This is a genomic window from Streptomyces sp. NPDC090798 (genome assembly GCF_044768965.1).
Lineage (GTDB): Bacteria > Actinomycetota > Actinomycetes > Streptomycetales > Streptomycetaceae > Streptomyces.
Genome location: NZ_JBIVXA010000010.1, coordinates 84,056 through 109,993, shown reverse-complemented (window position 1 = coordinate 109,993; position 25,938 = coordinate 84,056). Strand labels below are relative to the sequence as shown.

At 70.2% G+C, this 25,938-nt stretch carries 26 protein-coding genes and 1 pseudogene; 7 read left to right on the top strand and 20 right to left on the bottom strand.

Annotated elements, in window-relative coordinates; all coding sequences use genetic code 11:
* Positions 1 to 108 precede the first annotated feature (108 nt).
* The gene (locus tag ACIQTP_RS22620) at positions 109 to 2,145 is read left to right on the top strand and encodes an ABC transporter ATP-binding protein (protein ID WP_403402209.1); all 2,037 of its coding nucleotides are present in this window, start codon (positions 109 to 111) and stop codon (positions 2,143 to 2,145) included.
* 12 nt (positions 2,146 to 2,157) lie between these two features.
* Here the strand turns inward: ACIQTP_RS22620 and ACIQTP_RS22615 are convergent, their stop codons facing one another.
* From ACIQTP_RS22615 to ACIQTP_RS22590, 6 genes are all read right to left on the bottom strand, one after another.
* Positions 2,158 to 2,331: a hypothetical protein gene (locus ACIQTP_RS22615; RefSeq protein WP_095855250.1), complete on the bottom strand. Its 174-nt coding sequence runs from the start codon at positions 2,329 to 2,331 to the stop codon at positions 2,158 to 2,160.
* A 187-nt stretch (positions 2,332 to 2,518) separates the two neighbouring features.
* Positions 2,519 to 3,208, bottom strand: a complete 690-nt coding sequence (locus tag ACIQTP_RS22610) for a DUF899 domain-containing protein (RefSeq protein ID WP_403402206.1) — start codon at positions 3,206 to 3,208, stop codon at positions 2,519 to 2,521.
* A gap of 210 nt (positions 3,209 to 3,418) precedes the next feature.
* Positions 3,419 to 4,807 carry an amidohydrolase gene (locus ACIQTP_RS22605; protein WP_403402203.1) on the bottom strand — a complete coding sequence of 463 codons (1,389 nt, stop codon included), beginning with the start codon at positions 4,805 to 4,807 and terminating at the stop codon, positions 3,419 to 3,421.
* A 34-nt stretch (positions 4,808 to 4,841) separates the two neighbouring features.
* Positions 4,842 to 6,719 (bottom strand): FUSC family protein, encoded by a 1,878-nt coding sequence (locus ACIQTP_RS22600; protein WP_403402201.1) that lies wholly within the window; start codon positions 6,717 to 6,719, stop codon positions 4,842 to 4,844.
* Between the two features lie 604 nt (positions 6,720 to 7,323).
* Complete coding sequence (locus tag ACIQTP_RS22595) at positions 7,324 to 8,055, bottom strand: hypothetical protein (protein ID WP_403402198.1); 732 nt, start codon at positions 8,053 to 8,055, stop codon at positions 7,324 to 7,326.
* 41 nt (positions 8,056 to 8,096) lie between these two features.
* Positions 8,097 to 8,327: a hypothetical protein gene (locus tag ACIQTP_RS22590; RefSeq protein ID WP_403402195.1), complete on the bottom strand. Its 231-nt coding sequence runs from the start codon at positions 8,325 to 8,327 to the stop codon at positions 8,097 to 8,099.
* 19 nt (positions 8,328 to 8,346) lie between these two features.
* Between ACIQTP_RS22590 and ACIQTP_RS22585 the strand changes: the two genes are divergently transcribed.
* Entirely contained in the window at positions 8,347 to 8,967 is a 621-nt protein-coding gene (locus ACIQTP_RS22585) for a hypothetical protein (protein ID WP_403402192.1), read from the top strand.
* Between the two features lie 52 nt (positions 8,968 to 9,019).
* Here the strand turns inward: ACIQTP_RS22585 and ACIQTP_RS22580 are convergent, their stop codons facing one another.
* The 3 genes from ACIQTP_RS22580 to ACIQTP_RS22570 all read right to left on the bottom strand — a co-directional run bounded on the left by ACIQTP_RS22580 (position 9,020) and on the right by ACIQTP_RS22570 (position 12,345).
* Entirely contained in the window at positions 9,020 to 9,475 is a 456-nt protein-coding gene (locus ACIQTP_RS22580; RefSeq protein WP_403402189.1) for a hypothetical protein, read from the bottom strand.
* A 14-nt stretch (positions 9,476 to 9,489) separates the two neighbouring features.
* Positions 9,490 to 11,130 (bottom strand): restriction endonuclease fold toxin-2 domain-containing protein, encoded by a 1,641-nt coding sequence (locus tag ACIQTP_RS22575; protein ID WP_403402186.1) that lies wholly within the window; start codon positions 11,128 to 11,130, stop codon positions 9,490 to 9,492.
* Between the two features lie 120 nt (positions 11,131 to 11,250).
* Positions 11,251 to 12,345, bottom strand: coding sequence for an NnrS multi-domain protein (locus ACIQTP_RS22570; protein WP_403402767.1), 1,095 nt, complete (start codon positions 12,343 to 12,345; stop codon positions 11,251 to 11,253).
* On the opposite strand from ACIQTP_RS22570, the pseudogene ACIQTP_RS22565 reads away from it, so the two are divergent.
* Positions 12,339 to 12,840: pseudogene (locus ACIQTP_RS22565) on the top strand (3'-5' exonuclease); the annotation flags it as partial. The gene ACIQTP_RS22570 and the pseudogene ACIQTP_RS22565 sit on opposite strands and share 7 nt — an antisense overlap.
* Before the next feature lie 38 nt (positions 12,841 to 12,878).
* Positions 12,879 to 13,289, top strand: coding sequence for a RidA family protein (locus ACIQTP_RS22560; protein ID WP_403402183.1), 411 nt, complete (start codon positions 12,879 to 12,881; stop codon positions 13,287 to 13,289).
* A gap of 13 nt (positions 13,290 to 13,302) precedes the next feature.
* Here ACIQTP_RS22560 and ACIQTP_RS22555 read toward each other — a convergent pair whose 3' ends face one another.
* Positions 13,303 to 14,013, bottom strand: a complete 711-nt coding sequence (locus tag ACIQTP_RS22555; RefSeq protein ID WP_403402181.1) for an aspartate/glutamate racemase family protein — start codon at positions 14,011 to 14,013, stop codon at positions 13,303 to 13,305.
* A 5-nt stretch (positions 14,014 to 14,018) separates the two neighbouring features.
* The gene (locus ACIQTP_RS22550; protein ID WP_403402178.1) at positions 14,019 to 15,494 is read right to left on the bottom strand and encodes an NCS1 family nucleobase:cation symporter-1; all 1,476 of its coding nucleotides are present in this window, start codon (positions 15,492 to 15,494) and stop codon (positions 14,019 to 14,021) included.
* Between the two features lie 192 nt (positions 15,495 to 15,686).
* Here ACIQTP_RS22550 and ACIQTP_RS22545 point away from each other — a divergent pair, with 192 nt between their 5' ends.
* On the top strand, positions 15,687 to 16,355 hold the full coding sequence (locus ACIQTP_RS22545) for a GntR family transcriptional regulator (protein WP_402043426.1): 669 nt from the start codon (positions 15,687 to 15,689) through the stop codon (positions 16,353 to 16,355).
* Here ACIQTP_RS22545 and pip read toward each other — a convergent pair.
* The 3 genes from pip to ACIQTP_RS22530 form a co-directional block, all read right to left on the bottom strand.
* Positions 16,316 to 17,323 (bottom strand): prolyl aminopeptidase, encoded by a 1,008-nt coding sequence (gene pip / locus ACIQTP_RS22540; protein ID WP_403402175.1) that lies wholly within the window; start codon positions 17,321 to 17,323, stop codon positions 16,316 to 16,318. The two genes, ACIQTP_RS22545 and pip, sit on opposite strands and share 40 nt — an antisense overlap.
* A 9-nt stretch (positions 17,324 to 17,332) precedes the next feature.
* A complete protein-coding gene (locus ACIQTP_RS22535; protein WP_403402743.1) occupies positions 17,333 to 18,061 on the bottom strand; it encodes a uracil-DNA glycosylase in 729 nt (242 codons plus the stop codon).
* A gap of 197 nt (positions 18,062 to 18,258) precedes the next feature.
* Entirely contained in the window at positions 18,259 to 19,332 is a 1,074-nt protein-coding gene (locus tag ACIQTP_RS22530; RefSeq protein ID WP_403402740.1) for a HoxN/HupN/NixA family nickel/cobalt transporter, read from the bottom strand.
* Positions 19,333 to 19,586: 254 nt separating this feature from the next.
* Here ACIQTP_RS22530 and ACIQTP_RS22525 point away from each other — a divergent pair, with 254 nt between their 5' ends.
* Positions 19,587 to 20,072, top strand: a complete 486-nt coding sequence (locus ACIQTP_RS22525; RefSeq protein ID WP_402043435.1) for an RNA-binding S4 domain-containing protein — start codon at positions 19,587 to 19,589, stop codon at positions 20,070 to 20,072.
* 18 nt (positions 20,073 to 20,090) lie between these two features.
* Here the strand turns inward: ACIQTP_RS22525 and ACIQTP_RS22520 are convergent, their stop codons facing one another.
* Both ACIQTP_RS22520 and ACIQTP_RS22515 read right to left on the bottom strand, forming a co-directional pair.
* Positions 20,091 to 20,573, bottom strand: a complete 483-nt coding sequence (locus ACIQTP_RS22520) for a DoxX family protein (protein ID WP_403402172.1) — start codon at positions 20,571 to 20,573, stop codon at positions 20,091 to 20,093.
* A 90-nt stretch (positions 20,574 to 20,663) separates the two neighbouring features.
* Positions 20,664 to 21,650, bottom strand: coding sequence for an acyltransferase domain-containing protein (locus tag ACIQTP_RS22515; protein ID WP_403402737.1), 987 nt, complete (start codon positions 21,648 to 21,650; stop codon positions 20,664 to 20,666).
* Between the two features lie 124 nt (positions 21,651 to 21,774).
* On the opposite strand from ACIQTP_RS22515, the gene ACIQTP_RS22510 reads away from it, so the two are divergent.
* On the top strand, positions 21,775 to 22,041 hold the full coding sequence (locus ACIQTP_RS22510; RefSeq protein ID WP_403402170.1) for a DUF6343 family protein: 267 nt from the start codon (positions 21,775 to 21,777) through the stop codon (positions 22,039 to 22,041).
* A gap of 47 nt (positions 22,042 to 22,088) precedes the next feature.
* Here the strand turns inward: ACIQTP_RS22510 and ACIQTP_RS22505 are convergent, their stop codons facing one another.
* The 4 genes from ACIQTP_RS22505 to ACIQTP_RS22490 all read right to left on the bottom strand — a co-directional run bounded on the left by ACIQTP_RS22505 (position 22,089) and on the right by ACIQTP_RS22490 (position 25,901).
* Positions 22,089 to 22,469 (bottom strand): tetratricopeptide repeat protein, encoded by a 381-nt coding sequence (locus ACIQTP_RS22505; RefSeq protein ID WP_054235974.1) that lies wholly within the window; start codon positions 22,467 to 22,469, stop codon positions 22,089 to 22,091.
* 50 nt (positions 22,470 to 22,519) lie between these two features.
* Entirely contained in the window at positions 22,520 to 23,128 is a 609-nt protein-coding gene (coaE, locus tag ACIQTP_RS22500; RefSeq protein ID WP_403402167.1) for a dephospho-CoA kinase, read from the bottom strand.
* A 161-nt stretch (positions 23,129 to 23,289) separates the two neighbouring features.
* Positions 23,290 to 24,228 (bottom strand): PAC2 family protein, encoded by a 939-nt coding sequence (locus tag ACIQTP_RS22495; protein WP_402043448.1) that lies wholly within the window; start codon positions 24,226 to 24,228, stop codon positions 23,290 to 23,292.
* Positions 24,229 to 24,374: 146 nt separating this feature from the next.
* Complete coding sequence (locus ACIQTP_RS22490) at positions 24,375 to 25,901, bottom strand: flavin monoamine oxidase family protein (protein WP_403402734.1); 1,527 nt, start codon at positions 25,899 to 25,901, stop codon at positions 24,375 to 24,377.
* Between the last annotated feature and the right edge of the window lie 37 nt (positions 25,902 to 25,938).

Below are 25,938 nucleotides of genomic sequence, written 5' to 3'. Positions count from 1 at the left end.
GGCGGGCGTGTCCGAAGTGCGCCGGTCGCCACCCGTACTCCGCCATCACCACGAGTGGAGTGCCGTGTTCCTGGGGAAGGCACCGTTCATCCGTTCCCGGGGAGGCCGATGGTGGGGAAATCCACAGGGAAAGCGCGCGACAAGAACCGCGACGACGACAAACCGGCGCCGTCCGCCTCCGAACACCTGCTCTTCGGCGGTCCCCTGCGCTACGACATGGGCTGGTCGCAGCACTCCGAAGCGTTCCTCGAGTTGAACTTCCGCGCGATGGTGACGCGGCTGCCGTCCCTGCTCGCGTCCAGTTTCCGGCTCGCCTGGACCGCGGACCGCCGCGCCGCCCGGATCGTGGTCTCCGCCGAACTGGCCCGGGGCGCGGCGCAGGCGGTGAGCCTGCTGGCCGTCAACATCGTGCTGGGCCGGCTGATGACGAGCGGCTCGGTCGGGGACCGGCTGCACGGCGCGGTCCCGGCGCTGGTCACGGTCGCCGCCGTCATGCTGCTCGGCGCGCTGCTGCGGGCGGCCTCGACGTATGCCACCGGGCGCCTGGAACCCAAGGTGGAGCGCGTCGCCACCGAGCTGTACCTGGAGCGCGCGGCGGCCGTCGAACTGTCCGCCATCGAGGACGACGCCTTCCACAAGCTGCTGGACACCGCGCAGTACGGTGCTTCCTCGGCCCGCCGCATGATCGCGATCGCCACCCGTGTGGTGAACGCGATGATCTCGCTCATCGCGGCCGCGGGCGTGCTGACCGTCCTGCACCCCGCCCTGCTGCCGCTGCTCGTGACGATGACCCTGCCGAGTGCCTGGAGTTCCCTGACGATCGCCCGGCGCCGCTACGAGTCCTTCCACACCTGGGTGCAGCACGCCCGTGCCGGGCATCTGATCAGCAGTCTGCTCACCGAGCCCGCCGCGGCCCCGGAGATCCGCGTGCACGGCGTCGGCCCGTTCCTGCTGCGTCACTTCCGCTCGATGTCGGAGACCGCCGAGGCGGAACAGGCCCGCCTGGCCCGTCTCTCCGCCCGCACCGGCCTGGTCGCGGCGGGCTGGACGGGCATCGCCACCGTGGCGACATACGCGACGCTCGGCGGACTGCTGCTCGCCGGTGCGATGGCACTCTCCGTCGCCGGTACGGCCGTGATCGCGATCCGCACCGGCTCCGCGAGCCTCGACACGCTCGTCCTGGAGGTCAACTCCCTCCATGAGGAGGCCCTGTTCGTGGGCGATCTGCAGCGCCTGTACGTGGAGGCGGCCGAGCGCGCGATCCCGGTGGGCGGCGAGCCGCTCCCCGACGATCCGAGCGAGATCCGCTTCGAGAACGTCACGTTCACCTATCCGGGTGCCTCGACCCGGCCGGCGCTCGCGGACGTCACCCTCCATCTGCCGCTCGGCAAGATCGTGGCGCTCGTCGGTGAGAACGGCTCGGGCAAGACGACCCTGGTGAAGCTGCTCGCGGGCCTGTACGCGCCCGAGCGGGGCCGGATCCTGTGGGACGGCGTCGACGCGGCGACCGCGGACCGGCAGCAACTCGCCGAACGCATCGCGATGGTGGCGCAGGACTTCAAACGCTGGCCGTTCACGGCCCGCGTCAACGTGGCGGTCGGCCGCTCCTCGGCGCCGCTGACGGACGAGCGCGTCACCTCGTCGGTGATGGAGGCGGGGGCCGAGGACGTGGTCGCCGATCTGCCCCGCGGCCTGGACACGCTGCTGGCCCGCGGGTTCAGCGGCGGGCACGAGCTGTCGGGCGGGCAGTGGCAGCGGCTGGGCATCGCACGGGCCGCGTACCGCCGTGGTCGCATCCTGATCGTGGACGAGCCGACCGCGGCGCTGGACGCCCGGGCCGAGCTGGAGGTCTTCGACAAGATCAGGGCCCTGGCGGGCAGCGGCCAGACGGTCGTCCTCATCACCCACCGGCTGGCCTCGGTCCGCCACGCCGATCTGGTGCATGTCCTCGAACAGGGGCGTCTGGTGGAGTCCGGCAGTCCGGACGAACTGCTGGCGAAGGGCGGTGTCTACGCCGAGTTGTACGCCTTGCAGGCCGAACAGTTCACGACGAAGGTGCCCGCGAAGATTCCCACGAAAGTGCCCACGAAAGCGCCCGCTCCGAAAGCGCCGGCTCCGAAAGTTCCGGCTCCGAAGGTGGGCTGACCTCGGGCGGCCTCACTCGACGAGTTCCCCGGCACGCACGATCACCAGGAACGCGTCCGAGGCGAGGTCCATGACGACCTCGGCGGCCTGCCCCTGAAGGCGGCACGCCTGCGCGAACTCCTCGGCGGGCCACGAACCGCGCGGCCCACCCGCGGGAAAGCGCTCCAGCACCATTCGCCCGTTCACCCTGCACCTCCATGTAGCGCCGTACTCATGACGCGTACTCATAGAGTTAAACGCCAAAGGCGGGGTGAACGGCTCGGTCAGTGACGGTACTGAGACATAGTCAACACTCGTTCACTACTGTGCTGTGAGGGAACTCTCTGCCTGTGCGCGTTTCATTTCGCGAGTTTTCCCTTCTCGTACTTTCTTGTCATTCCTCGTACTCGTCGTGGTACCGGATCCGCTCGCTGCCCGCCGGTGCCCCGAGTGCCGAGGCGCGTCCCCTGGGCACCTCCCACTCCTCCTGCCTGCCGAGTGCCGTGAGATCCAGCAGGGTGGTCGTCGAGCCGAGCCCGTCGAGGCCGCGCTCGTACGTCGAGTAGGTGTGGAAGACCCGGTCACGGTCCCGCAGGAAGCAGCTCACGCCCGGCCGCTCGTAGGGATCGTCGTCGACCTCGACGGACACCCGGAAGTCGTCGTTGAAGTCGCTGTCGTACGACGAGTACCAGGGCACCGTCCAGCCCATACGGGCCTTGAAGGGCAGGATCTTCGTGTACGGCGCCCGGGACACGGCGGCGAACTCCGTACCCCGGGCCCGCAGATGGGCGAGGTGGCCGATCTGGTCGAGGAAGGCCGAGCAGCTGCGGCAGCCCGCGTCCCACTCCGGCGCGAACATGAAGTGGTAGACGACGAGTTGGTGGCGCCCCTGGAAGAGGTCGAGCAGGGCCGCTTTGCCGTCGCCGCCCTCGAACACGTACTCCTTGTCGATCTCGACCATCGGCAGCCCGCGCCGCTCCGCGTTGAGCGCGTCCCGTGCGCGGGTCGCCGCCTTCTCCTTGACCAGCAGTTTCTCGCGCGCGGCGCGCCACTCATCGCTCGAGACGATCTGCGGAAGCGTCATGTGTCCCTCCTAGGGAACGGTGCCTTCGCAGTGGTGACCGGGCATGGGAGCGGAACTCATCGGCGCCGGCGGAGAATTTCTGGATTCAGTACGTCACCGGGAGTGCGAGCGGGCCGCGGGCACGGTGTCGCGCAGGCGGTCGTGGACGGCGTACGGGTGGTCGATGAGGCCTTCTGCGGGGTCCCTGCCCTCCAGCCGGGGGAGAGTGGATCAGGTGTCGTACTCCTGAATCCGCCTCCCGTGGCCCCGCTCGACGAGCGCGGGCAGCCGCTCCACCAACTCCCCGACCGTGGCGGGCAGATCGAGTGTCAGCAGCACACGGTCGCGCATCAGGACACGTCCGTCGACGATCGTCGTCGTCACGTCCCCGGAGCGGGCGCTGTGGACGAGGGTGGCGGCGAGATCGTGCACGGGCTGGGTGTGCGGGCCGCTGAGGTCGACGAGGACGATGTCGGCCCGCCGCCCCGGTGCGAGGCTGCCGATCCGCTCGCCCAGGCCGACGGCCCGCGCGCTCTGAAGTGTCGCGTGGTGCAGGGCTTGACGGGACGTCAGCCATCGTGGGTCGCCTTCGGCGGACTTCTGCACGAGTGAGGTGAGCGCCATCGACTCCCACACGTCCAGGGAGTTGTTCGACGCGGCTCCGTCCGTGGCGAGTCCGACGGGGACGCCGATCTCGCGCAGGGCCCGTACCGGGGTCGGCCCCCAGGCGAACTTGAGATAGCCGCGGGGTGCGGTCGCGACGGCCACGGGTCCGCTCGCGCCCGCCAGCACCGGCAGGTCGCGCTCGACGATGCCGGTGCCGTGCGCGATGAGCAGACCGGGTTCGTTGTCGAGGAGCCCGGCGCGCTGGAGGATCTCGATGGGCGTCCGGCCGTACCGGGCCAGGCTGGTGTCGGTCTGGCCGCGGCTCTCGGCCGCGTGCAGGTGCACGGGAAGGCCGTGCTCGCGGGCGAGGGCCGCGGTCGCGGCGAGATCGGCGTCGTCCACGGTGTACGGGGCGTGCGGGGCGAGGGCGGTGGTGATGCGCCCGCCCGCGGCTCCGCGCTGTCGCAGCGCGAACTCCAGCGACTTCTCGCGGCCTTCGGCTCCCTGTGAGGAGAAGAAGGCCTCGCCGAGGTGCGCGCGCAGCCCGCTCTCGGTCACCACGGCGGCGACCGCGTCCATCGAGAAGTAGTGGTCGGCGAAGCAGGTTACGCCCCCGCGGATCATCTCGGCGCAGGCGAGCCTCGCCCCCAACTCCACGTCCTGGTCCGTGAGGTTGGACTCGATGGGCCAGATGAAGTCGTTGAACCACTCCTCGGCGGGCAGGTCCTCGGCGATCCCGCGCAGGGCGACCATCGGGGTGTGCGTATGGCAGTTGATCAGGCCGGGCATCGCCACCTGGCCGCGCGCGTCGATACGCAGGGCGGCGTCCGGAAGACGCGCCTCGCGCGTGACCGCCTCGATGACCCCGGCCCGTACGACGATCGAGGCGTCCTCGACGAACGCGACCTCCTCGTGCTCGTCGTGCACGAGCGCGGTGCACCCGGTGATGAGGAGGTCGGCGGGGCCCGCGGCGGACGGGGTGGTGGTGGACGGAGTCGGGACGGACGGCGTCATGGCGTCACCGTACGACGGGCCGGGCTCCCGGTGCTCAGCCCGCGAGTGAAGCAGGGGGCGCCTGCCCCTCCTTCACCGCCAGCCCCGCGCGTTCCCGTCCCTCGGCCAGTTCGTCGAGGAGTTCGGCGATGCGTTCGGTGTGCTGGGGGGTGAGCCGTCCGGTGTCGTCGAGCTGAACGGCGCACGCGGTCGTGGTGTCGACGAGGCGTTCGAGGGTGGCCGCGACCTCGTCCGTTCCCTCCGCGTGCCGGGCCAGGGCGGGGAGTTCGGCGGCGGCGAGGTCGATCGAGACGCGGGCCTCGGCGAGCGCGCGGTAGGCCTCGCGGCGCAGGGCCCACCGGCCGGCCCGGTCTTCGGTCATGCCGTGGTCCAGTACGTGGGCGAGGTACATGTGCGCGGCCTCGGCGGCGCGGGTGAGCCGTGCCCGTACCCCTCCCCCGCGCTGCCCGAGCGCGGGCAGATGACCGACGAGCAGCACGATCGCGCAGGCCAGCAGCGTCTCGCCGAGCCGGCTCCAGGAGGCCCCCGGCTCCCCGCCCACCATGACGAGGGAGAGCACGAGCACGGTGACGACGGCGGTCTGCGCCGCGAAGTGCCGGGTGGCGACGGGGATCAGGGCGCCGCACAGCGCCACCAGGGCGACCAGCCCGGCGGGGCGCGGGAGCAGCGCCGCGAACCCGGCGAAGAGGACGGCGCCGAGCACGGTCCCCGCCGCCCGGCAGATCACGCGTGAGGCGAGCGGTCCGAGGTCGGGCTTGACCAGGAAGACGGCGGTCGCGGGGAGCCAGTACCAGTGGGAGTGGCTGCCGTACCAGCGGGCGTGGTGCAGGGCCTGCGCCACGGCCACGCTGGCGCCGAAGCAGAGGGCGACCCGGAGTCCGTACTCGCGTCCTCCGGAACCGAGGGCCGTGCGGGCGAGGGACGTGGCGGTACGGCGCCGCGTGTGCAGCGCGTTGTCGTCGCCACCCCTGTCGAAGGCGTCGGCGGCGTGCAGGAGTGCGTCGTCGAGGGCGCGCAGGGCGGGCGCGGAGCGGGCGGGCGCGGGCAGCGGTCCGGTGTGCGTACTGGTCCGTACGGCGACGGCGAGCCGCCGCGGCCCGTCGACGGCCCTCGCGGGCACCGCCTCGCCCGCCCAGGCGAGCGCGGTGGCGGCCTCGGCGAGCGGGAGCGCGGCGGCGTACTGCGCGTGCAGCCGCCGCTCGGCCGCGGAACTGGCGTACCGCCGCAGCCGGGGGCCGCCGAGCGCGTCCTGGGCGTGGTCGAGCGCGGCGGTGAGGGCGACCCTGCGACCGGGCGCGTCCGGTCCCCCGACCGCTTCGAGCAGCGCGGCGACGGCGTCGTACACACCCCCGACGGCGTCCCGCTCCCCGTCGAACCGATAGTCGCCGGCGGTGGCCCCGGGCGTGGGCAGCGCGAGCCGCAGGACGAGCAGCCACCCGGCCCCGCCGACGAAGAGGAGCGCACGCTGCCAGCCGGGCTCGGGCAGCGGCATCCCGGCCCCGATGGCGGCGGCGACGAGCAGCTGCGTACCCGCTCCGCTGGCGACGGGTCCGACGGCGCTGACGGCTCCGGCGAGCAGCCCTAGCACGGTGAGAAGAAGGGTGAGCGTCACCGCGCCGACGTGCGCTCCCGCGTACGACCCCACGAGGAGCCCACCGGCACCCGCGAGCGCCGGCATCCCGAGCCGCCTGACCGCGGCCCTACGACTGCCCGGCCGGTCGTTGATCCCGGCGAGCATGGCGCCCAGAGCGGCGACGACACCGATGGACGTACGCCCGCTCAGCACGGCCACGAGCAGCAGCGGTCCGGCGGCCAGAGCGCCCCGCACGACCGCGCTCCAGGGCACGGGGCCGCGCTGTGCGCGCAGGGCATGGGCGAGCCAGAGCGGTACGGCGGCACTGAGGCGGGACACGGGACTCCTGTCGGGCGAGGGCGGGGGCGCCTTCGGGCGACGTCGGCCGGGCGGTGTGCTGCCTACGGTAGAGCGCGTTGCTGGAGGAAATGGAACGTAGGTATTTCCGGAAGGTGACGCATCGCGGGGATGCCGCGTTCTTTATGAACGCAATCGGGGGCGGGCCCGGTTTGTCACTGAACGGGGAGCGGGTCCGAGGGCGTAGCCGGCCCCCGGACCCTTGTGATGCCGCCCATGTCGCACGCCGGCACGCTTGAGAACCCAGGTCAGTCGTTATGTCGCCGCGTCCTGCCTTTGGACCACCACGCATCGAGCTGCGCGGACCGGACTTGAACCGGCATTTCGGCGTCCCGGGGCCTGGGCCCGGTTGATCCGGCGATCGGCGGCGAATGCTGAGTCTGGAGCAAGAGTCTGAGATTGATCACGGTCTGCCTCTGCCGAGTTGGGCTACCGCGGCGCGTGGGCACTCCGTGGAGTGCCGTTTGGTGCCGCGGGGAGGATTCGAACCTCCACTGGAACCGTGCATTCACGACAAGCTTCAGGTTCAGCTTGCGCTCCTCGCGCACCCCGGCCGTGGTGCGTTGTGGCCGGGGAGTTCCAGAGGCTACCCGAACAGGTAGCCGAACACGGAGTCCCCGACGCGCTGGTCGAGGACGTCCACGCCGTTCGCCTCTTCCCGGGCGAACTTGACGGCCTGCTGCAACTTCTCGACCCGGTCGAGGAGTTCGTTCACGCGCCGCGCGGGCAGGGCGCCGGAGAACTTCACGGTCGTCCAGTACCCGACGGGAATGTCCTCGTAGTACACCTCGACCTGGGCGGGATGCTTCTCGGTGGCCTCGGCCTTGACGTGGTTGCGCGGCACCTTCTTGGTCCGCAGCGTCCTGACGGGCTCGGTCTTCCACGCGTCCGTCGACGGGTCCTGCACCCACGACTCGGAAGCGTCGAGAACGGGCAGCTTCCGCACAAAGGTGTTGAGATCGGTGAGCTGCTTCTCAAGGAAAAGCAGATACGACACGGGCACGTCGGCGACGAGGACCCGCCCGTCCACCTTCACATCCGCCCGGGCGGTGCAGTTCGCCCAGTCCTTGGTGGCGGTCACGTCGAACAGCCGGGTGAGCGTCCCCGCGGTCTCCCGCAACACGTCCTCGGCCTGCACCTGCACCCGCGTCGACTCGGGCGGCAGCTGCTCACCCTCCTCGTCCTTCGGCTGATAGGTCCGCGAGATGCCGGCCAGCAATGCGGGCTTCTGCAGCCCGTGATGAGCGGCCGTCAGGTCCTGATGGGACTTGGACTTGATGCCCTTCTCCACTGCGATGATCTGATTGAGTTTCGCCACGTCGGTGACGGTAGCAGGGGCGGCGGGGCCTTTTCGAAGGGTTATTCGACGCCGGATTCCCGGGCCCGGACGACCATCGCGTCCAGGACCTCCTCGGCCCGGGCGACCTCGGCGTCCAGGACCTCCTCGGCCCGGAAGACCGCCGCGTCCAGGACCGCCTCCGCCCGCCCGAGCATGTGCACCAGCCCTTCGGGCTCGTTCACCCCGCCGCGCACGATCTCGTCGATCCCTCTCAACCCGGCCCGCTCCAGCAGCCGCTTCTCGTTCGTCACCCACTCCCCACGCGCACCGGTGCTCGGACTGGCGGCCGCCCACCTCATGAACTCCACCTCGCTCGCCGTCAGCCTCCCCTCGGCCCCGTCCTGGGACGCCTCCTGGCTCAAGGTGGACTACGAACTCGTCGACGAGGACCACTACGCCGAGGGCAGCGCGGATGTCAGGCATGCCTCGTCCCACGCCCACGTCACCGAACACGAGCAGTGGATCCGCGACACCGGCGCGGCATCCGCAACGACGGGCACGGACCTCTGGGACAAGCGGGCAGAGCTCTTCCCCTACCTCCAGTTCGTGCCAGGAGTGGAGCAGAACCTCAAGGATCTGGCCGATGTGGCCGCGCCTTCCGTACGTGACGAACTGCTACGCCTCAACACCGCGGCGGAGACATGGCGCCCCGGCGAGTCGGAGCCGGCCTGGGCCGTCAAGGTCGTACCCGAGAGCGAGTCCCGCATCAAGCTGGGACTCGTCAACTTCACCGATCTCGACGGAGTCAAGTGGCCCTTCAGCCTCCACGTACGCTTCCAGCCCAGCCCTGGACGCATCCACTTCCGCCTGATCGGCGAAGAAGGCAGGATCCGTGTCGGCTACATCGGCCGCAAGCGCCTGACGGACGACGTACCACGCAGGGCTCGCTGAGCGACACGGTTGTCCCTTCCACGTAGGGACTCCATGTGGCCGTCGGCGTCGGCTACACGGCCCCCGCCGTCACCAGGTGGCTGCGCAGTACGGCCTCCACCTCGGCCGCACCGCCGACGGCAGGCAGCGGTTCCGGGGTCTCGTCGCCGTTCTCCATCGCCGCGCTGCTGATGAAGCGCACGCTGGTCGGCGAGGGGACGTATGAGTCGCGCAGCCACACGGCGAAGAGAGCCGCCTCGTCGGCGGTCACGCTACCGAGGGTGATGTAGGCGTAGTCGGGGGAAGGCATCGCCGCGCTGCCCGTGACCCAGACCTCCGGTGCTACCTCGATGTCGAAGTCCACCACGCTCATTCCGCGCAGGGGATCAACACGAGTCTCCAGGACCGCGTCGGGGAAGCCGCGCTCAAGCGCTGCCATGAAGGTGTCCAGGCTGGACTGCCAGGCGGCTTCGTTGTTCTCCGGCGGGTAGAAGCCGAAGGTGGTCCTGACGTTGCGCTGCGCTGTCACTGGATTCCTCGATCTCAAGGTACGTACCGTGCGGAGCCGGTGACGCCGTTCATGGCGATCATCGACTCCCAGTAGACCGCGTTGTCCTTGCCGTTGGTCACGATCTCAAGCCCGCGGATCTCGGAGTTCGCCGGGTTGGACATGGCCTTCTGATAGCGGGCGAGCTCGCGGCTGTCGTCGCCGTACATGGAATCGATGACCGGGTCCCACTTGGGGTTGCCGTTGGCGTCGACCTTCACCGGCTTGGCGAGCGTCTCGTTGACCCGTTCGATGCTGCGGAAGCTCCGCTTCTTGCAGTCCGGGTCGCGTACGTGCTTGGCCTCGACCAGATAGCCGTCCGCGGGGCGTATGCCGTCGACCATCAGACCGCGCTTGCGGCCTTCGAGGGGCACTTCACGCTCCGGGTAGCCGGCCACGCGCAGCTGGTAGGCGTTGTCCGGGTTGGTGGGGCCGCCGCCGCCCGCGAAGCCGCCGGTGTTGAGGGAGTTGAGCCAGGTCCGGAACTGCGGCTGTTCGGCCGGCCCGAGGAGGTGGGTGGTGCCCGGCTGGGGCGGGATGGGGTCCTGAGCGGGGATCGACGGGTCGACCTTGTTGCCCATCGGCAGGATGCCGGGGGCCTGGCCGCGGTACGAGGCGAGCACGATCGGTACAGGTATGGGAACGGGTATCGGGAGCAGCGGCAGCCCGGGAAGGCCCGGCGGGCTGTCCGACCCGTTCGGAAGCTTGACGCGCTTCTCGGCCTCGTCCAGGGCGTGGGCAACGTCCCCGAGGCGGTGTATCCAGGGATCGTTCAGCACCGCGTTCTTGAGCCCGCCGTCGTCCCCGTTCCCGCCGAACATGGGCGAGTCCCACGGCGCGTCGATGTGGAACGGGTCCATGTCATGCTGCTGGATCTGCCGCTTCGCCGCCTCGACGTGATCGGCGTACTGGTCGCACGCCTTGGCCAGCTGGTTGCAGGCCGCCACGAGGTTCGCCACGAGGGTCTCGTCCTGCTGGGCCTGGTCCGGTGGGGCCGCGAAGCCGACGAACCCGGCGAAGTAGCGGCGGAACGCGTCGGCGGCCTCACCGGAGTGGGCCTTGTCGGCCGTGTGCGCGTAGGCCTGGGCGTCCTCCAGGAAACGCAGCATCATCTTCCCGCCGGCACGCCAGGAGCCGGCGACATCGCGCAGCTTCTCGGGGGAGCCTCGGAAGCGGTCGCTCATGCCTCCGGGCGCGTACCGGTCGTACCAGGCGGTGTCGCCGACCACCTCGGGAAGCTCCTGTCCCAGGCCGAGGAAGCTCTCCGTACAGTCCGTCCCCGGGTCGCCCATTCCCGGTGTGAGGTCGACCTGCTTCTTGAGGATCTCGGAGGCGATGTGACTCTCGCGCGCCATGAACTCACGCGCGTTGCGCATCAGGCCCTTGCCGGTCTCGCCCATGACGTAGGCGCTGAAGCCCATCTTGTCGAGGGTCGTGGCCGCGGCCGACTTGTACACCTTCGCGAACGCGTGACCCGCGTCGTCGTCCCCGGCCATGCCGTGCTGCCGGTCCAGCTCGTGAAAGAGCGCGATGGCGGTGTCCCGGGCACCGGGCATCACCGTGGTGACCATTCCCATGGACGCCTTGACCATGCCCTCGGCTATGACCCTGAGGTCCGGCGCCCACACCACACGCATCCACTCCCCGTGAACAGGCCCCGCGGCCCGGGGCGTTGAGTATCCGTTCTACCGCATCGAGATCCTGCGTCACAGGCGGCGCCTCGCGCGCCTCCGTCCCGTCCCGGGACTCGCGCCGGCTCAGGAAACAGGCGCCCCGGCCTCCCACCTCCGGGCCGGAAACCCACAGGTCGCGCGGCCGTCCCGCGCGGGGAGCAGCCGTACCTGTCCGGCGGGCAGCTTGAGGGGATCGTCGGTGACGGCATTCCACAGGAGGACCGTGTCTCCAGTCAGCCCGAAAAAGAGATAGGGATGCGCTGGGTGGACTTCACCGCCCTGCACATTCAATGTTGCTCTGCTCACCGTCGGTTCCACGCAGGTCCACTCGGGTTGGACCCCGAAATAGGGTGGTGGCTCCTTCCTCTCGCGTGCCGCGTGCTTCACGGCATCCACCGCGTCCTGAGCGGAGTTGATTGCCAGGACGGCGACCAGACCGATCACAGATACCTGCATCACCACGTACAACGGGACATTGAGAAGTTCGCCGGGGCGAAGGAACGCGACATGGATGTGTTTGGCGATGCCCCAACCGGCCGGCACGAACAGCGCCGGACTCAGGAAGCTCAACAGCTTCGCGGCAGCCAGCACTTGCCACATACCTGGTACGTCCAACTCGTCCGGAGTGAATCCGAGCGCGTCCGCGTACAAGGCATGGAGCACTGATCCGGACGCCACGACGAGGGACACCACAACCGTGAACACCAGTGGGGCCACCCAGGCCAGCCACTCCCCCAGGCTCCACTGTCGTATCAGAAGCCAAACTCCGATCACGGTGAACACCGTCGCGGCCACCACCGCCATCTGAGTCGGGGTCCACGGCTCGGCTTCGGAGGACGCCAGGCCGAGGGCTCCAGCGAGAAGCAAGGCTGCGGCTACGGACGCCACGAAGACACTGAGCCCTCGCCCCCCGGACAAGAACAATCTGCTGCCCACCCGCATGGCACCGAGGAAGAAGAGCGCCGCGAGCACGCCCCACACCCAGCCCCTGTAACCGCCGCCCTGGCGATGTGCCACAACCGCGCAGAAGGTCATGCCCAACAGCCAGGCGAGCAGCCGGTACACGTGACGGTTCCGGTCGTCCTCACGGCGGGGGACGATATGCCTGCGCTCCTTCCCCTGGTGGGCGCGCACATCGATGTCGGTGTTGTTCGGCGCCGTCCCCGCCGGCAGGCTCATCCGAGCCAGTCGGTTATCGCTCCGTGCTGAGCGGCCCACTCCCTGAGCTCCACCCGAGCACGGACTGGGAGACCGAGCGCGGGGCCATCGCCGAGCTGGTCTCCGAATGGAACGACATCCCCTTGGAACAGATCGCGATCTGCGTCCCCACCAACGCCATGGCGCAGGAGGTAGCGGTCGCCCTGGCCCAATCCGGCATCAGGGCCGTGGAGATCGGCCCCGACGGGCCTCGCGGTGATGAGGGCGCGCATCGGAACAATGTTCCGCTTCAAAGGTCTCGAGTATCAGCGCATGATCATCGCAGGCGTGAGCGAAGGATTGGTGCCTCGCAGCGCAGTGATCCAGATGCGGCACACCGACGTGTTGCGTTACCGACGCGAACTCCAGCGCGCCCGCTCCCTTCTGTTCGTCGCCGCCACGCGTTCGCGCGACTCACTCGCGATCTTCTGGCACGGGACCCACAGCCGTTTCCTCAATCCCTTGATCTCCCAGTGACGATCCCACTCTCAACCAACCCGCCGACCGGAGTTCCCGTGCCCGCTCGCGTCACCGTCCCCAGTCTCTTCCCGCCTCCCGGCTACGCTCACGCGTCGGTCGTCGAGGCGGGTGCGCGGCTCGCCTTTCTCGCCGGGGCCGTGCCGCTGGACGCGGCGGGGAAGATCGTCGGTGTGGGGGATCCCGTGCGGCAGGCCGAGCAGGTGATCGCCAATCTCGGCGAGCAACTCCGCGCGGTGGGCAGTGACTTCGCGCATGTGGTGGCGACCGATGTGTATGTCGTCAGCAGTGAGCCGAGGGTGCTGTCCGACGTGTGGAGTGTCGTCGAGGCGTCCGGACTCAGTACGGGACCCCACTCGTCGACGCTGCTCGGCGTGGCCTGCCTCGGGTACACGGGGCAGTTGGTGGAGATCACGGCAACGGCGGTCGTGCCCGAGTCCGAGTCCTAGGCCATATTCACCCTCAGCCGGCACCCCACACCCTCCGCTTCGGGAGCGGTCGCGCGTAGCCGCCCACTCGGCTCGTCGTGAGGCGCAGGGAGACCAGGGACTCCGCGAGTTTGACCGCGGCGGCGACGCCGTCGACGACCGGGAGGTCCAGCTTCTCCCCGATCGCCCGTTGCAGGCCGGTCATGCCGGCGCAGCCGAGGACGAGGACCTCGGCGCCGGCCTCCCGGGCCCGCTCCGCGGCGGTCACGAACGCCTCCTGCGTGCGCTGGACGTCGCCGAGGTCGAGGACGCCGAGGCCGGTGCCGACGACCGCGGCGCAGTTCTGGGCGACTCCGGCGGCGTACAGGCTGTCCTCGATCTGGCCGCGTGAGCGCTCCAGGGTGGTGACGACCCCGTAGCGGCGGCCGAGCAGGCAGGCGAGGTGGGCGGCGGCCTCGGTGATGTCGACGACGGGCACGTCGACGAGTTCGCGCGCGCCCTCGCGTCCGTGTTCGCCGAAGCCCGCCATGACCACGGCGTCGCAGGGGCCCTCGTATGTGCGCAGGGTGTCGAGGACGGCCGCGGCGGAGAGGTAGGTGTCGAGCCAGCCCTCGGCGGACTCGGGTCCCCAGGCGGGGGTGAGGCCGGTCACGGTGGTGCCCGGGCCTGCGGCGGCCCGGGCACCTCGCACGATCTCCTCGGTCATCCCCTGCGTGGTGTTGCAGTTGGTGACGACGATGTGCACGCCGCTCAGACCTCCACGGGCTCGGGGACGGCTGTCTCCTCGGCAGCGCGTTCGGTGCGGCAGAGGGTCATGTACAGGCCCGCGGCCAGCGCGGTTCCGATGAACCAGGAGTACGGGGCCACGTCGCTGAACGCCTTCACCAGGGCCAGTACCGCGGCGACCGCCGCCGAGGGCAGGAACGCCCACAGGGCCTTGGGGTTGACGCCCTTGCGGTAGTAGTACGGCGATCCGGGCCGGGCGTCGAAGAGCTGGTCGACGTCGATCCTGCCGCGCTTCACCCAGTAGTAGTCGATCATGATGACGCCGAACAGCGGCCCCAGGAAGGCGCCGAGGCCGCCGAGGAAGTAGTTGACGACCGTGGGGTTGGAGAAGAGGTTCCAGGGGGTCACGACCAGTGCGGCGACCGTGCTGATCATGCCGCCGATCCTGAAGGTGATCTTCTGCGGCCAGACGTTCGCCAGGTCGTACGCCGGGGAGACGAAGTTGGCGACGATGTTGACGCCCATGGTGGCGATGGCGAAGGTCAGGGCGCCGAGGACCAGGACCCAGGTGTTGCCGACCTTGGCGACCAGCAGCGCGGGGTCGGTGATGGCCTCGCCGAACGCCTCGATGGAACCGGCCGTGACGATGACCGACACGATGACGAAGGCCGTGGAGTTGATCGGCAGGCCCCAGAAGTTGCCGCGCCTGACCGTCTTGTAGCTGGGCGCGAAGCGCGAGAAGTCGCAGAAGTTGAGCATCAGCGTGCCGTAGGTCGCGAGGATCAGCCCGACCGCGCCGAACCACTGCCGCCACTGTTCGCCGACCGACACCGGGTGCGGGGTCGAGGTGAGCGAGATGCTCCAGCCGGCCTTCGCCAGGACCCATATCGCGAGCGCGATCATCACGAGCCAGATCGCGGGGCCGCAGAAGTCCTGGAACTTGCGGACCGACTCCATGCCCTGGCTGATGATCATCGCCTGGATCAGCCAGAGGGAGACGAAGGACGTCCAGCCGAGCGCGTCCAGGCCGAGGAAGGAGTGGTGGGTCCACGACTCCAGGCCGGGCCAGGCGGCGAGCAGCATGACGTTCACGGCGACGGAGGCCAGGTAGGTCTGGATCCCGTACCACATGATGGCGATGACGGCCCTGATCAGCGCCGGGATGTTGGCGCCCCAGACGCCGAAGCTGATGCGGCTGACGACGGGGAACGGCACGCCGGTGCGCTGGCCGATGCGGCCCATCAGGTTCATGCCGGCGTAGATGATCACGAAGCCGACGAGCAGCGAGGTGAAGATCTGCCAGACGTTCATACCGAGGACCAGCAGGCCCGCGGCGAAGGTGTAGTTGCCGAGGTTGTGGACGTCGGACATCCACATGGCGAAGAGGTCGAAGACCTTCCAGTTGCGCTTCTGCGCGGGTACGAGGTCTTCGTTGGTGAGCCGGGGGTCGGGGACGAACGCTGGGGCGCCGGTGGCTTCGGCACTGTCGGCGAGGGACACGGGGCCTCCATGGGCGAGGGGACGGAGCAGCGGTTCGCATGGGGGGCGGCGGCTGTGGCGCGTGCGGGGCGACCTTGCGGAGCGTGTTTGGTATACCAAACTGCCGCCATGGTCTCGCCGTCAAGCGTTCTGACCGATGTCCGAGCGGTTACGGCTCCGTAAAACACCCCCGGAGTCGGCGAAGATGGCCCCATGACGAAGATCGAACCCCTGGGCGCGCAGCGGGAACCCCTGGGCGCGGTCCGCGAACGCGTCCTGGCCGCGCTGCGGCAGGAGATCATCGCGGGGCGGCTGCGCCCCGGGGACCGTCTCGTCGAGCGCGAGCTGGCGGAGCGGTTCGGGGTCTCTCGGGTTCCCGTGCGCGAGGCGATCCGCGCGCTCGTGGCGGAGGGGTTCGTGCACTTCGAGACACCGCGCCGCACGGTCGTACGCCGGCTCACCCCGACGGACGTGGCTGAACTCTTCGAGCTGCGCGAGGCGCTGGAGGTCTACGCGGCCGGGCTCGCGGCGGCACGGGCGACACCGCGGGACCTGGCCGAGCTGGCGGACCTGCTGGACCGTGCGGCGACGGCGACCCGGGCGGACGACGCGGAGGCGATCACCGACATCAACACCCGCTTCCACGACCGCATCCTCGCCATGGCGGGCAACAGTCTGCTGATCTCCGTCATGGAGCCGGTCGACGGCCGACTGCGCTGGCTCACCCGTCAGAACGAGGAGTGGCCCCAACTCCTCACCGAACACCACGAGTTGTACGAATCCATCGCCTCCGGCGACCCGGAGCGCGCCCGCGCGCACGCCCTCGCCCACGTCCAGGCCAACTACCGCTCGACGGTGCGGCACCTCTTCGGAGAAGCCTGAGACCCCTGACGCGGGGCGTACTTGTCCGTCGCCGCCACCAACGCGTCCACCACACCCCTCGCCCCCATGGTGTGCCCCACGTCGTCCACGACGATCAACTCGCTGTCGGGCCAGGCGTGATGGAGGCGCCACACCGTGCCCAGCAGGTTCCCGAAGTCGAGGCTGCCCTGGACGAGCGTGCCGGGGATGCCCTTCAGCAGGGGCGCGTCGCGGATCACGACGCCTTCGTCGTTGCCTTCCCCCAGGAAGTGGTCGTTGCCGAAGTAGTGGGTGACGGTCCGCGCGAAAGCCATGCGGAACTCCGGGTCCTCATAGCGCCTCTCGGACCGCGGCGGCGCGGGAACGATCGCCGTCTCCCAGTCGGTCCAGGCCCGCGCCGCCCGCGCCCGCACCCCGGGGTCGGGCGATTCGAGCAGCCGGCTGTACGCGGCGGCGAGGTTACCGTCCCGCTCCCCCTCGGGCAGTTCAGCGAGGAACCGCTCGAAGGCCTCGGGGAAGAACCGCCCAAGTCCCCTGGTCAGCAGGGCCACTTCGGCGTTCGCGCCGGTGCCCACCGCGGTCAGCACCAGCTCGGAGACGACGTCCGGATGCGTCTGCGCGTACCGCAGCCCCAGCACCGACCCCCACGACACACCCCACACCAGCCACCGCCGGATGCCCAAGTGCCCTCGCAGCAGCTCCAGGTCGCCGATCACATGCGCCGTCGTGTTGACGGCCATGTCCGTCCCGTACGCGGCGGCGTGCGGCGTGGAGCGTCCGCAGCCGCGCTGGTCGAGCAGCACGATCCGGTACTTGGCGGGGTCGCAGTAGCGCCGGAACCAAGGACCGCAGCCGGACCCCGGACCACCGTGCAGCATGACGACGGGCTTGCCGTCGGGGTTCCCGCAGACCTCCCAGTACACGCGGTTGCCGTCGCCGACGTCGAGCATGCCGTGGTCGTACGGTTCGATCTCCGGATACAGGCCCATCGGGCGAGGTTAACCGTCGTACGGTCGCGTCGTCAGCCCCGCCGCCCCGGCCGCCGTACGCAGCACGTCACGCAGCATGGCGGGCGTCAGCCGTCCGGTGAACGTGTTCCGCTGGCTGACGTGGAAGCACCCGAAGAACTCGACGGACCCCGCCGCCGGACCGTCCCGCGCTTCCAGGGAAACCCTCGCCCCGTGCGCGAACACCGGCCTGGGCCGGGGCACCGTCCAGCCCGCCGCGGCGAAGGCGGGCAGCGCGGCCTGCCAGCCGAAGGCTCCCAGCACGAGCACCGACCGGAGCGTGGGCCGCAGCAGCTCCAACTCCCGTACGAGCCAGGGGCGGCAGGTGTCCCGTTCGCCCGGTGTCGGCTTGTTGGCGGGCGGCGCGCAGTGCACGGGCGAGGTGACGCGTACGCCGTACAGCTCCAGTCCGTCGTCCGCGCTCACCGAGGTCCCTCGCGAGGCGAGCCCCACGTCGTGCAGCGCCGCGTAGAGCACGTCCCCGGAGCGGTCCCCCGTGAACATCCGTCCGGTCCGGTTCCCGCCGTGGGCGGCGGGTGCGAGCCCGACGATGAGCAGCGAGGCGTCGGCCGGTCCGTAGCCGGGGACCGGGCGGCCCCAGTACGTCTGGTCGGCGAAGGCGGCACGTCTGGTGCGGGCGACCTCCTCGCGCCACGCGACCAGCCGCGGACACGCCCGACACCCGGTGATCCGGGCGTCCAGGTCGGTCAGTGCGTCCAGGTCGTCCAGGTCGGTCAGTGCGTCCAGGTCGCTCAAGGTGCCCCGGTCGCCCAGATCGCCCACGTCGTCCAGGTCGCCGACGATGCCGGTATCGCTCCTGTCGGCCGGGCTGCTGTCCATGCCCCCACCGTACGACCGGGCGCCCCGCCCCTCCCCCACCCGGCCCCGGTGGGCCGGTCGGTGGGCCGGTCGGTGGGTCAGTCGGTGGGCTGTTCGGCGGGGCGCAGCCCGGCGGTCCACTTCTCCTCGATCCGGCCGAACTTCCACACCGCCATGGCGACGATCCAGGTCACGAAGAACAGTCCGACGATGACGAAGCCGAGGACGTTCAGGTCCAGACCCGCGACCCAGTCCCAGAAGACTCCGTGCAGAGCGAGCTTCTCGGCGAGCAGCCCCAGCAGTTCCACAGTACCGATGATCAGGGCGACGGCGACGGACAGACCCGTGATGGTGAGGTTGTAGAAGACCTTGCGGACCGGCTTGGAGAACGCCCAGCCGTAGGCGAAGTTCATGAAGGACCCGTCGATGGTGTCCAGCAGCGACATACCCGCGGCGAACAGCACCGGCAGACACAGGATCGCGTACCAGGGCAGGCCGGAGGCGGCGCCGGAACCGGCGAGGACCAGCAGGGCGATCTCCGTGGCGGTGTCGAACCCCAGGCCGAAGAGCATGCCGAGCGGGTACATCTGCCACGGCTTGCTGATCGACTTCATCAGCCGGCCCAGGAGGCGGTTCATCAGCCCTCGGTTGTCGAGCTGCTCCTCCAGCGCCGCCTCGTCGAAATGCCCGGTGCGCATCTGGCGGAACACCTTCCAGATCCCGACGAGGATGAGGAGGTTGATCCCGGCGATGAGATAGAGGAAGACCCCGGACACGGTCGTACCGATCATGCCGGTGACGCTGTGCAGCTGGGAGTTGTCGTCCTGGACGGGTCCGGCCAGCGCCTTGACGCCCAGCGACAGCAGGAGGGCCAGCGCGAAGACGATGCTGGAGTGCCCGAGCGAGAACCAGAAGCCGACGGAGAGCGGGCGCTTGCCCTCGCCCATCAGCTTGCGGGTGGTGTTGTCGATGGCGGCGATGTGGTCGGCGTCGAAGGCGTGCCGCATACCGAGGGTGTAGGCGGTGACGCCGATCCCGATGCCGAAGCTCTTGGTGCCGAGGCTGTAGTGCTCCGGCGCCACGATCACCACCAGGATGAACCAGCCGATGACGTGCAGCGCGAGGACGAAGGCCGCCATGCCGCCGAGCCGGGCCCACTCCCTGCGCGTCATCGAGGTACGGATCCGCTGCCGGCGCGAACCCGCCGAGGCGGCGGGCTGCGGGGAGGCGGGAGCGGGGACGGTGACCATGCGTGCCTGTCCTTACTTCCTGCTGCGACACTTCCGGCCGCGAGACTTCCGGCCGCGAGCTTCCTGCTAACGGCGCAAGCGCCTGAGCCACTCTCTGGCACAGTTGTCGCAGCTGCAACCATCTCGCAGTAAAGCCATCGGGACATGCCGGGCCAGGACTCTTCTAGAGTCGAGGCATGGCTTCTGAGGGTGCGGACGTCGAGCGGAACGACGAGAAGGTCGACGAGAAGGTCGACGAGGAGAAGGCGGTGGCCGCCGCCGAGGCCGCCCGTCCGGCGACCGGCGAGAGCGTGCGGGTCGACAGCTGGATCTGGTCCGTACGTCTGGTCAAGACCCGCTCGGCGGGTGCGACCGCGTGCCGGGGCGGACATGTCCGGGTGAACGGCGACCGCGTCAAGCCCGCGTACGCCCTGCGGGTTGGTGACGAGGTCCGCCTGCGGCAGGGAATCCGGGAACGGGTCGTCGTCGTGAAGCGGGTGATCCGCAAGCGGGTCGGCGCGCCCGTCGCCGTCGAGTGCTACGTCGACAACAGCCCGCCGCCCCCGCCGCGCGAGGCGGTCGCCCCGGCCGGCGTCCGCGACCGCGGAGCGGGCCGCCCGACCAAGCGGGACCGCCGCGAGATGGAACGCCTCCGGGGCCTCGGCGGCCCCGAGTCGCCCTGACCCGAGGGCGTCGCCGGGTCATACCCGTCGCCGCACCCACCGGACCAGCTCGGTGGTGTGGCCCCTCCTGGCCCACGCGATCAGTGCGAGCGGCAGGATCAGGATGAGCGGAGTCGCCACGTACGGCCCGTGGATGACGGTGACGTTCACGACGAAGGCGCCCACCATCAGCGCGCCGAGCGCCACGGCCGCCACCGAGGACAGGAGCGGGACCAGCAGGGCGAGGCCTCCGGCGAGTTCGAGCGCGCCGATGAGGTACATCCCCGTGCTGCCCCAGCCGAGCTTGTCGAACGCCTCGGCGGCCGACGGGTGCGCGATCAGCTTGGGCAGCGCGCTGGCGAGCGCGTAGAAGAGACCGAGCACGATCTGCAGCGCGCCCAGGGAGATCCGGGCAGCGCCTCGGGCCTTCGGCGAAGAGGCGGAAGAGGACACGGAGGCGGAAGAGGACGCGGGGGTGGAGGTGGAGGCGAGCGTGGCGACGGGAACGGTGGTCTCGGGCATGAGGGTCTCCTGTGCGAAGCGGTACGCGTTGCTGTCGCAGGAGTAGACCGGGAGCGCGTCCGGAACTCATCGCCGTGGAGCGGAAACGGGCTACAGCGTGAACCAGCCGTGCCCGACGTACCAGTGCCCGCCCGCGCGCAGATGGTCCCCCACCGCACGCTCCACCGTGCTCCGGCGTGGCAACGCGCGCGTGGGCAGCTCCGGATCGCCGAAGACGAAGCCGACCGGCACCCCGTCGTCCGGGGTCGTCTCCTGGTACGTGATCCGGAAGCGCTCCTGGAAGCGGATGATGTTCGAGTCCGCCGGGAGATACCGCCCGAGCTGTGGATCGAGCAGCCAGGAGTGGCACACGGCGACTTCATGGCGCTCGTCGGGATAGTGCCGGGCGAAGAACTCCCGTGCCAGCGCGAGCGACCGCTCGCAGGCGGCGGGGGACAGCGGCCCGTGGAAGTCGGGTATGTGCAGGCTCAGACACGCGTCGCCGGGGCCGGCGTCGAGCCCCGCCGCCGCGACGGCCCGCCCCGTGCGCCGGCCGAGCCGCGACCGCTGGAACTGGAGCCGGCCCAGCTGGAACAGCTCACCGTGGAAGTGCAGGGCGAGCCACCAGGGGAACAGCAGCCCCGGCGTCCCGAGCCGTCTGTGGTGCACGGACACATGCCGGCCGAGGTCGGCCAGGGTGCGCCGGGACACGTCGTCGGGGATGCCGAGCCCGCGGTGGTAGGCCCGGACGTACGGGAGCGCCGCGACGAAGACGTACAGGTGGAAGCAGCGCCCGAGCGGCCCCGCCGACTCGGGGAACGCGGGCGGCTCCCACCCCTTGCCGATCTCCCCCATGTCCCGTACGAAGCGGCCGACGCACCGGGCGAGAAGCGTCATCGCCTCCGGGTCGGCCGCCAGCCGGCCGCGCAGCGCGACGAGTTCGTTGATGTGCTCGTGGGCCACGGCCAGGTCGAGCAGGAGGTCCGGCAGCTCGTCCGCGTCCGGGAGCACCGCCTCCCGCCGGGGAGCGCCCTCGCTCTCCAGGTCCCTCAGCCACTCGGCGAGCCTCGCGTCCGCCCGCAGCGCCTCCAGCAGCACCCGCGCCTCCCGTCGGTCCGGCCGCCGCTCGCTCTCCGCGGCCCCTTGGTCAACGTGCACGACGAAGAGTACGTTTCCAGTAGGAGCGATGGTCACGGATCAGCGTCACGGAGTAGTGATCCGTATGCGTACAGGCAGTGAACCGACGAAAGCGCGCAGCGCGCTGCGCATGCGCTTCTGGCTGAGTGTCTGGGGTCTGGTCTGGACGATCTTCGGTACGGCCGCGTTCGCGCTGGTCGGACGCCCTGGGTGGGCGGCCGCGTGCGGGGTGCTGTGGCTGATCGTCACCGTCGACATGGCCAGGATCCTGCGCCATATCCGACAGGGGCCGCACTACCAGCCGGGCCGCGACGTCCCGCCGTACCGGCCTCCGGAGCACCGTCACCCGTAGCGGATCGGCAACGGCTACGTCTACTTACGGCTACGGCGAGTCACGAATCATGAATCGAAGCGCGCCGCTTCCAGGTACTGGGGCTTCGGGTCGAGCGCCGCCGCCAGCCGGAAGTGCCGCTTCGCCTGGTCGGGGCGGAGCTGGCGCTCATAGGTGCGGGCGAGCGCGAAGTGCGCGAACGCGTTGTCCGGCTCGCGCTCCAGGACGATCGTGAACTCCAGCTCGGCGGGCCGCAGTTGCGCGGCGGCGAAGAAGGCACGCGCGCGCAGCAGTCGGGCGGCGGTGTTCTCCGGGTGCGCGGCGATCACTGGGTCGAGCAGCTTCACCGCGCCCCGCGGGTCCCGCGCGGCGAGCAGTTGCTCGGCGGCACGGAAGTCGATGACATGCGTCTCCGGAGTACGTCCGGTCGATCCGCTGGTCTCGGGCACGGCAGAGTCCTTCCCTCGCTGAACGGGTTCAACGCCCCCGTCGAGGACGGCTATTCCCTGCGGGCGTTCGCCCGGCGGACGAGATCCGCCCAAACCTCCCGTACACGCCCCTCCAGCTCGTCCAGCGGGACGTCGTTGTCGATGACGACGTCCGCGATCCCCAGCCGCTTCTCACGGGTGGCCTGGGCGGCCATGCGGGCGCGGGCGTCCGCCTCGGTCATACCCCGCAGCCGCACGAGTCGGTCGAGCTGGGTCTCGGGGCTGGCGTCGACGACGACCACGAGGTCGTACAGCGGTCCGAGGGCGTTCTCGGCGAGCAGCGGGACGTCGTGGATCACGACGGCGTCCTCGGCCGCGGCGCTCTCCAACTCGCGGGAGCGGGCGCCCACCAGGGGGTGCACGATCGAGTTCAGGACGGCGAGCTTCTCGGGGTCGGCGAAGACGACCGCGCCCAGCTTGGGGCGGTCCAGACCGCCGTCGGGTGCGAGCACGTCCTGCCCGAAGGCGTCGACGACGGCCGCGAGCCCGGGAGTTCCGGGCGCGACGACCTCCCGCGCGATCAGGTCCGCGTCGATCAGCACCGCGCCGAGCCGCACGAGCAGCCTCGACACCTCGCTCTTGCCGGCGCCGATACCGCCGGTCAGGCCAACCTTCAGCATGACCGAGAGCTTAGGGCCTGCCGGTGACGAGCCCTCCACAGCCCCCAAAGGGGCCTATACGCAGGCACGAAGGGGCTTACGCGCGCCCCGGCAAAGGGGCTTTCATGCGCCCCGCACGAAGCGGTCTACGTGCGCCCCCGTCCTACGCATCGCCCCCGCCCCTACGCGTCACCCTCGCGCTCCGCCAGGAAGCGCTCGAACTCCAACCCGATCTCGTCCGCCGAGGGGATGTCCACCGGCTCCGCGAGCATGTTGCCCCGCGTCTCGGCGCCCGCGGCGGCGTCGTACTGGTGCTCGAGGCCCTGGACGAGGGCCACGAGCTCCTCGTCGCCCTCCTGGATCTGCCGGTCGATCTCCGTCTGGGTGCGGTGCGCCTCCGTGCGCAGGGAGTGCGCCGTGGCGGGGAGCACCAGGCCCGTGGCGCCCGTGATGGACTCCAGGACGGTCAGCGCCGCGTCCGGGTACGGGGAGCGGGCGATGTAGTGCGGGACGTGCGCGGCGACGCCCAGCACGTCGTGTCCTGCCTCCATGAGGCGGTACTCGACGAGGGACTCGGCGCTGCCGGGGACCTGCGCCTCGTCGAAGGGGCTGCGGTGGCCCGGCACCAGGTCCGTGCGGTTGCCGTGCGGGGTGAGACCCACGGGGCGGGTGTGGGGCACGCCCATGGGGATGCCGTGGAAGTTCACGGACAGCCGGACGCCGAGCCGCTCCACGATCTGCTGGACGGCGGCGGCGAAGCGCTCCCACTCGACGTCCGGCTCGGGCCCCGACAGCAGCAGGAAGGGCGCGCCCGTGGCGTCCTGGACGAGCCGCACGTCGAGCGTGGGCTCCTCGTAGTCCGACCAGCGGTCGCGCTTGAACGTCAGCAACGGGCGGCGTGCCCGGTAGTCCACGAGCCGGTCGTGGTCGAAACGGGCCACGACCTGGTGGGGCAGCGAGTCGAGCAGACGGTCGACGATCTGGTCGCCCGTTTCGCCCGCGTCGATGTATCCGTCGAAGTGGTAGAGCATGACCAGACCGGCCGACTCCTGGGCAAGTGCCATGTCCACCACGGCCAGGCCCTTCGGCTCCCATGCGTACAAACCCTGCGGATCAAGCACTGTGACCGCTCCTCCTCGTGTTCGTACTTCACAACGTGGTGAGGATCGCGAGCATTCCCCGGACCGCTCTTTTTAGGGCCCGGTTCGCCTCCGGGGCGCGGAAGCGCGCCCCTTCGGCTCACTTGCCGGTTCGTCGCCCCAAGTACCTACGCCGACAGCACGCGTGTGTGGAGCGCGGTGACCGCCTTGCGGGCGGAGGTGAACGCGCCGTGCTGCCAGGCGTCGGTGTGACTGAGCCAGTCGCCCGCGAAGTAGACGCGCCCCGTGGGCTCGTTCAGCGGTTTGTAGCGGACGTCGTCGGGGCCGCCCGGGGTGCTGTGCCAGGCGGCCTCCAGATGCGGTGTCTGGCGCCAGTGGTGCGAGAAGGAGGACGCGAGTTCGGTGCGGTACTTCTCGCCGTAGATCTTCACTCCGGCCGCGACGGCGCGCTTCTCGCGCTCCTTGGGGGTGAGCTCGGCGTACGAGTCGGCGTCGCCGTCGTAGTTGTAGTAGCCGATCATCACGCCGCGCGCACCGTGGAAGCCGTACGAGGGGTGCCAGATGTGTGTGACGTCCTGGTCGGTCTCGGTGATACCGCCGTAGATGCGGTGATCGAGCTCCCACCAGCGGGAACGGTATTCGAGCCCGATCTTCGCCGCCGACGAGGGAGCGATCGCCTCCAGGGCGCTCTGCACTCCGGAGCCGAGGTTGTGCGGGATCTTGGCGAGGATGTTGGGCGGGAGGGCGCCGACGCAGTAGTCGGCGTCGATCACCTTCGTACGGCCTCCCTGGGTGTAGGTGACCGAAACGCCGTTCCCCTTGTCGGTGATTTTGGAGACCACGGCCCCTGTACGGATGCGGTTGGCGCCTATCGCTCCGGTGAGCGCGCGCGGTATCCGGTCCATGCCGCCCACCGGCTGGAACATCAGCATCGCCTGGTCGAAGCCGAACTCGAAGGAGAAGTAGCGGCCGACACCGGACGCGAGGACGTCGGAGGCCGACGGGACGTCACCGAGGAGCACTCCGGGGGTGCCCGCGGCGGCCGGAACGGTCGTGTATCCGCGGCGCTCGCCGCCCTCGTACGTCAGCTTGTCGCCCAGTTCCCCCCAGTCCTTGAGGAACTCGACGAGCTTCTCCTGGTCGGTGGCGGTCATCTCCTTGTCCAGGGCTCCCTTGCCGGTGGCCTTGGCGAGCAACTCGGAGACATAGCCGTACACGTCGGCCTTCGCGGTGCGGTACCGGACGGGCTTCTTCATCCCGGCGGACTCGTTGAAGAGGTAGGCGTCCGCGTTGACGTTGGTGAACACCTCGATGGGGACGCCGAGTTCGCGGCAGTAGTCGAGGGTGATCATCCACTGGGGGATGCGGGCGGGGCCGCAGTTCATGTACTGGCCGTCGCTGAAGCGGGCCGTCTGCGTGTTGCCGAAGAGGTCGGTGGTGGTATCGCCGCCGCGGACCGTGAAGTTGCGGCCGCCGGTGCGGCCTCTGGCCTCCAGGACCGTACAGTCGTAGCCCGCCTTGCCGAGTTCGTACGCGGAGGCCAGGCCGGCGATGCCGCCGCCGACGACGACCACCTTGGCGGCGCCGCGGCCGGTGAGGGTGAAGTCGCCGGGCTGCGGGGCGCGGAAGGGCTGTTCGCGCTGGGCGGCTTCGGCCGTGGGCGCGAGGCCGAGGGCACCCATGGTGGCGAGCATGGTGCCCGCGCCGCCCGTGAGACCCACGTTGCGCAGG